The 996-nt window shown below is 43.7% G+C and carries 1 protein-coding gene; it reads left to right on the forward strand.

All coding sequences use genetic code 11. The features are described from left to right. Positions 1 to 87: 87 nt before the first annotated feature. A complete protein-coding gene (gene aph(3')-Ia, locus QP981_RS11155) occupies positions 88 to 903 on the forward strand; it encodes an aminoglycoside O-phosphotransferase APH(3')-Ia (RefSeq protein ID WP_000018326.1) in 816 nt (271 codons plus the stop codon). Positions 904 to 996 lie beyond the last annotated feature (93 nt).

The following is a 996-nucleotide window of genomic DNA, read 5'->3' on the forward strand; positions in this document are numbered from 1 at the left end:
AACCCATGTTATATTGCACAAGATAAAAATATATCATCATGAACAATAAAACTGTCTGCTTACATAAACAGTAATACAAGGGGTGTTATGAGCCATATTCAACGGGAAACGTCTTGCTCGAGGCCGCGATTAAATTCCAACCTGGATGCTGATTTATATGGGTATAGATGGGCTCGCGATAATGTCGGGCAATCAGGTGCGACAATCTATCGATTGTATGGGAAGCCCAATGCGCCAGAGTTGTTTCTGAAACATGGCAAAGGTAGCGTTGCCAATGATGTTACAGATGAGATGGTCAGACTAAACTGGCTGACGGCATTTATGCCTCTTCCGACCATCAAGCATTTTATCCGTACTCCTGATGATGCATGGTTACTCACCACTGCGATCCCCGGGAAAACAGCATTCCAGGTATTAGAAGAATATCCTGATTCAGGTGAAAATATTGTTGATGCGCTGGCAGTGTTCCTGCGCCGGTTGCATTCGATTCCTGTTTGTAATTGTCCTTTTAACAGCGATCGCGTATTTCGTCTCGCTCAGGCGCAATCACGAATGAATAACGGTTTGGTTGATGCTAGTGATTTTGATGACGAGCGTAATGGCTGGCCTGTTGAACAAGTCTGGAAAGAAATGCATAAGCTTTTGCCATTCTCACCGGATTCAGTCGTCACTCATGGTGATTTCTCACTTGATAACCTTATTTTTGACGAGGGGAAATTAATAGGTTGTATTGATGTTGGACGAGTCGGAATCGCAGACCGATACCAGGATCTTGCCATCCTATGGAACTGCCTCGGTGAGTTTTCTCCTTCATTACAGAAACGGCTTTTTCAAAAATATGGTATTGATAATCCTGATATGAATAAATTGCAGTTTCATTTGATGCTCGATGAGTTTTTCTGATAGTTAGTCTTTGTAGAGACACAAACCTGAAATTCCGGACACCGCGCTTCAGGACATCTCCCTGGACGCCGATATCTGGCAGTATCCGGACGG

Source organism: Corynebacterium sp. MSK047, assembly GCF_030232285.1.
Classification (GTDB): domain Bacteria; phylum Actinomycetota; class Actinomycetes; order Mycobacteriales; family Mycobacteriaceae; genus Corynebacterium; species Corynebacterium jeikeium_D.